Below are 5309 nucleotides of genomic sequence, written 5' to 3' on the forward strand. Positions count from 1 at the left end.
AATTCGGAGAATAATTTAACTCCTGCATGGCCCGCAGGACTTTCTCCCGCGTCTTCTCCGCTACAAAAGGATAACCGTTTAGAACCCGGGAAACTGTAGCAATGGATACTCCCGCCGCTTTAGCTACATCATAAATAGTAGGCAAACCTGCGTCACTCCATAGAAAGGGCAAACAACTCTATTTGCTATGTTTGGAAGCGCTTTCAACAATTTCTGATGTAATATATTCGCTGTCTGAAGATAAAATCCTGCTGGTTAAATAAGTTCTTTTTTTCACTTTTCTATCAAAATCCTCTCTATTTAATTAGGAAACCTTTCCCGTTCATAGCATCTTGCCCCGTTATTATAATTTTTACTCCTTAAGCTATATTCCCTTTAAACTATATTTAACTCCTTTCTCCCCCCTATTCCCCTACTTTCTCTCCACTTCCACTCCGATCTCGTTCCAAAATTCACAATTAAGCATAGATAAAACTTCTTTTTCTGCTTTAAAACGCTTAAAAAGGCTGCTGACCTTTCCTTTCGGCCAACAGCCCTACAAATTAAAAATTAGTTTCCTTATTTGCCCTCCATGTTCTTGGTGTTTAAGGCTATTTACTACTAAGAAGCCACTTACCTGATGCCGGCCGTAAGAAGCCCTAAAGTGCGTTCGTGGGTTCCTTCCGCATCGGAAAAGGTCGCCCTGGCTTCAAGTTTTTCCCTTCTGCAACTTCCTGTATGGCTACGCTGTTTCATAATAGCAACAAACACTCAGACCGAAACCGGAACTTAAAAATGAAAGGGCAGTCTTTCTAAAATACCAGAAGTCTTAATAAATTAACTCCAAATATTCTGGCATGTTTTTTGCAGTTATGGTCCGGTAGAATCCCTGTTTTGGGATGGTCTGGAGGGAAGAAAAATGCTCTCTTCAGAAATCATTGCCCAAATTAAGAGAATGGTTGGTGAAGGACGTTGCTTTGATGGAGAAGTAGAAAGGCTTTGTTACGCTTTTGATTCCTCTCTTGAATCCCAGCTTAACCGATGGATTCCCGATTTGGTAGTTCAACCTCAAAACCGGGATCAAATAGTGGCTATTATGAAGCTGGCTAACGAGTACAGAATACCAGTAGTTCCCAGAGGAGCAGGTACAGGACAGTGTTGCGGAGCTATAGCTCACCGGGGCGGGATAGTCATGGATATGTCTCTTATGAATAAAATCTTACGCTACGACCTAGAAAATCTGCAAGTTGTAGTACAGCCCGGTATTGTTCATGCAGAACTAAACCAGGCTTTGGCCCAACACGGTTTTTTCTTCCCACCCGATCCTGGGAGTACCAAGATGTGTACTTTAGGAGGAATGATTGCTTTCAATTCGAGCGGAATGCGGGCCGTTAAGTATGGTACGACCAAAAATTACGTTTTAGGGCTGGAAGTAGTCCTGCCAACAGGGGAAGTTATTGTAACCGGAGGCCAAAGGTCACGAGCGCTAAAGTCTGTAGCCGGTTATGACCTGACTTCTTTATTTGTGGGTTCAGAAGGAACCCTGGGGATAATAACTGCCGTCCGGTTGAAGGTATTACCTATTCCGGAAAAGAGGGGCCTAGTAGTAGCGTTCTTCGATAATCTAGAGGCTTCAGGGGAGGCCGTTATACAGGTTTTTAAGTCCCGTTTATCCCCTTCAGCCATTGAAATTTTAGACCGGAGCGCCATTAAAGCAGCCGTTAAATATAAACCGGAACTGGTTTTGCCGGATGTAGAAGCCATGCTCTTGTTCGAGGTGGACGGCAGTCCTCCTGGGGTAGCTTATGAGGCTCAAAACATTGCCAGAGTATGTGAGAATTTTGCCTCTAAGGTGGAATGGACGGATGACCCCGAAAGATTAGGCCAGCTTTGGGCAGCTAGAAGCGTGGTTGGTGCTGCCGCTGGACAGATAAAAGAGGGAGCTACCCGGGTTTACATAGGTGAGGATATATGTGTACCTATTTATAGGGTTCCAGAAGCCTTGAGGCGTATCCAGCAAATAGGCGAGAAATACGGTATAACTATAGTAACCTACGGGCACATCGGCGACGGAAACCTCCATGCTGCCCCCATAATCAACACCTATGATTCTTCTGAAATTGAAAGGGCAAGGAAGGTAGGCGACGAGATACATCGCCTAGCCTTAGAACTTGAAGGTACGACTACAGGCGAGCACGGAGTAGGCTTAACGCGGGCAGCTTATATGGAAGAAGAACTCGGCCTTTCACTAGAAATAATGCGCCGGCTTAAAAAAGCTTTAGATCCTTTAAACATTCTCAACCCGGGTGTTGATCTACAGTGAAAATTGACCCCCCATTTGCATCGAAAATTGACCCCTCTGGCAGGAGAGAGGTTCACCTTCGGGGAAGTTTCCCCGGGGGTGAAAATGGGGGGTATGCTAAAAGTGGAACAGTGGGCAACTATTCGTACATTGTATGCCAGGGGATATGGGAAGAAGACCATAGCCCGTATGCTGGGCATCTCTCGGAACACGGTCAAAAGGGCCCTGGCTCAGAATGAACCGCCACGCTATGAGCGTAAACCTGTAGAAACAAAGCTTGAGCCTTTTAAAGAACATATTGAGCGCATGTACTGGGAAGAGGATTTGATTGGTACCCGGATTTACGAAGAGATAAAGAAATTGGGCTACACTGGCTCTTTGACAACCCTATATCGCTACTTACAGAGCCTGGGTCCCAAGAAACTAACTAAAGTTGTATTTGTCAATCGAAAAATTGACCACTTGATCTCTTGAAAGTTGACCACCTGTATAGTTTGGTTTCGCTAGGACTATGTTTACTTATTTTAGAATGGCAACCACCTCCTGGTTTTGCTTAATTAATATTTGTTACTCGCATAATGTTAACCAAGGTTGGCCGGGCTGGCTCGGGAGGCCGTCTAGCTTACGTGAAATACTTTTAGCTACTATGCAGAGGCAGAACTAACCAATCCTTCCTCTTGGCGTCGCCTTAAACTCTGACGGAAGCGATAGCTTTCCCCGTTCATGACCAGGATATGGGCATGATGGGTGAGCCTGTCCAGGAGGGCAGCAGTCATCCTTTCATCTCCAAATACTTGTACCCATTCGCTGAATTCGAGATTGGAAGTAATGAGCACACTCCCCCTTTCATACCGGCCAGCCAAGAAGCGGAAGAGGAGCTGGGCTCCTTCAGTGGTATAGGGTACATAGCCCAGCTCGTCTACCACTACCAGGTCTTGCTTTAGCCACTGCTTTTCCAAGGAAAGTAATTTATGTTCCCGGGCAGCTGCTAAGAGTTCTGTAACCAGGCCGGGGGCAGTATAAAAGCGTACCCGGTAACCCTGCCGGCAGGCACATAAAGCCAGGGCAATGGCCAAATGGGTTTTGCCGGTTCCACTGTTACCAAGGAAGATGACATTTTCCTTGGCTTTGATGTATTCTCCCCGGCTTAGAGTTAACACCTTAGGTTTACTCAAGCTTGGTAAGGCAGTAAAGTCGAATTCTTCCAGGGTTTTGAAGTAGGGGAAGTTGGCCCGGCGGATACGGTTCTTAAGGGCGCTTTCTTCCCTGCTCAATACCTCTTGTTCCAAAAGAGCGCATAAGTATTCTTCATAAGTGCGGTTGTTTTCTGCGGCTGTACGGGCCAGACTTTTGTAGTGCCGGGCCACCGCTGGAAGTTTTAGTTTGTGTAAATACTCTTTAAGAAGGAGTTCTGTGCTCAATGGACTATCCTCCCGTTATTACAGCTTCCCAGGAGGTCGAACTGTTTTAAGTTCGGCCTAGACACCCGGTAAGCTGATAGGTCTTGGGTTCCTTGGGAAATGAGGCATTTACCGGTTAACTGCTCAAGGATACTTCTAACTCCAGGGGCATGGTAAACTCTTTCGTCTAAAGCTTTATTTAAAGCTAAAGTTAGAGCATCCCATCCCACTTCCCGGTGGTACATGAGGATCTGGACAAATTCCTTTTCCGGTTGGGCATGATGTTCTTTTAAGGCCGCCAAGTACCGGTGATATACTGGCGGAAGGTCTGCACGATGAAAGGGCTTAGCATCCTCCAAAGCCCTAGGTTTGCGGTATAGGGCTTCTAAGTAATGGTCCAGGTCATATATCTCCTCTCCTGTGCCATAAGAGCGGCGGTGAGTGGCCACCAGCCGGTGGTCAGCGTAGATTTCCACCCGGTGAACGTAAGCCCTGACCACCACCAGGCGACCTGCACAGGAGGGAGGTACAGAGTAGTAATTGTTTTCAAAGCGCACAAGTTGGTTTCGGGCAGCTTTGGCCTCAATATGACGGTAGCAGGGGAAGGGGTGGGGAGGTAGAGGAAGGAGATGTTTTTTCTCTTCCTGCCAGGCTTCATACACCGTCATCTTGGAGCCGGGCACCTTGTGAGTGCGGGCATAATCTAAACAGCGCTTAAGAAACAATTCGTTTAGCTCCGCCCAATCCGAAGCTTCCGGAGTGGGGGTGAAGAAGTTGCGGTGGACAAAGCCTACCAAGTTTTCCACCCCGCCCTTTTCATTCCCCTTTCCGGTATTACAGTACCGGCTTTCAAAAAGGTAATGGCTACGGAAGGCGATAAAGCTGTTTTGTTCAATGCGGTTTCGGCCCGCAAGCACCTTGAAAACAGCTGTCTTTAAGTTGTCGTAAGTGATACTCAAAGGAACGCCGCCCAAGAAGATAAACCCCTGGGTATGACCTTCGAAAAAAGCTTCCTGCCTTTGGGTGGGAAAGGCCATAACAAAGGGCATCCGGCTAAATCCTAGACGTAGACAGAAGAACTGGACCAGGGTTTCTACTTTGTCCAAAATGGCCACATCCTCACCCCAATCGCACTGGGCATTACTGCCGGGGCGGAACTCTAAGGGAATAAAGGTTTCTTTGGCGTTTCTACGCAATTCTCCAACTAGACGCCTGATAGTAGAAGGGCTTCCCGTGTAACCGTATTCTTCCACTAAACGCTGGTATATACGTTCTCCCGTGAGGTGACGCTTATTCTCTTGTTCTTCAGCCACCCACTGGGCCAAGACCTCCCGGATATGCCCGGTCACAGGTCGGGGTCTGGGAGACCTAAGGTGATACATAGGTGGTTCTGCATCTTCGAGGGCTTTTCTTATGGTTTGCCGGGCAAAACCCAGTTCTCTGGAGATCCACCGAATGGATTTCCCTTCTACGTAATGGAGCCTGCGGATCATCTCCTTATCGACCACGTCGTTCATCCTCTTTCCCCCTGTTGCCGAAGGTTTGTCCCCTTCAGCATAACAGGGAATGTGACCAGGGTGGTCAACTTTTCGCTGATCATCTGGTCAACTTTTAGAGTATCAAATACA

At 47.2% G+C, this 5309-nt stretch carries 5 protein-coding genes; 2 read left to right on the forward strand and 3 right to left on the reverse strand.

What is annotated here, in order from left to right:
• The coding region (locus tag L5656_RS10420) for a LacI family DNA-binding transcriptional regulator (protein WP_297201341.1) at positions 1-145 on the reverse strand (145 nt) is incomplete at its 3' end.
• A 753-nt stretch (positions 146-898) separates the two neighbouring features.
• Between L5656_RS10420 and L5656_RS10425 the strand changes: the two genes are divergently transcribed.
• Both L5656_RS10425 and L5656_RS10430 read left to right on the forward strand, forming a co-directional pair.
• A complete protein-coding gene (locus L5656_RS10425) occupies positions 899-2302 on the forward strand; it encodes an FAD-binding oxidoreductase (RefSeq protein ID WP_297202690.1) in 1404 nt (467 codons plus the stop codon).
• Between the two features lie 102 nt (positions 2303-2404).
• Positions 2405-2755: a helix-turn-helix domain-containing protein gene (locus L5656_RS10430; RefSeq protein ID WP_297202692.1), complete on the forward strand. Its 351-nt coding sequence runs from the start codon at positions 2405-2407 to the stop codon at positions 2753-2755.
• 170 nt (positions 2756-2925) lie between these two features.
• Here L5656_RS10430 and istB read toward each other — a convergent pair whose 3' ends face one another.
• Together istB and istA are read right to left on the reverse strand one after the other, a co-directional pair.
• Positions 2926-3702: an IS21-like element helper ATPase IstB gene (istB, locus tag L5656_RS10435; protein WP_084665535.1), complete on the reverse strand. Its 777-nt coding sequence runs from the start codon at positions 3700-3702 to the stop codon at positions 2926-2928.
• Entirely contained in the window at positions 3699-5198 is a 1500-nt protein-coding gene (gene istA, locus L5656_RS10440; RefSeq protein ID WP_297202697.1) for an IS21 family transposase, read from the reverse strand. Before istA ends, istB begins: the two co-directional genes overlap by 4 nt.
• Positions 5199-5309: the final 111 nt, after the last annotated feature.

The organism is Thermanaeromonas sp., from assembly GCF_021890735.1.
Classification (GTDB): Bacteria; Bacillota; DSM-521; order Neomoorellales; family Neomoorellaceae; genus Thermanaeromonas.

What these genes read in the sequence shown, in the direction of transcription:
- L5656_RS10425 (WP_297202690.1), top strand. Translation starts at nt 899, where the DNA reads ATGCTCTCTTCAGAAATCATTGCCCAAATTAAGAGAATGGTTGGTGAA.
- istA (WP_297202697.1), bottom strand. Translation starts at nt 5,198, where the DNA reads ATGAACGACGTGGTCGATAAGGAGATGATCCGCAGGCTCCATTACGTA.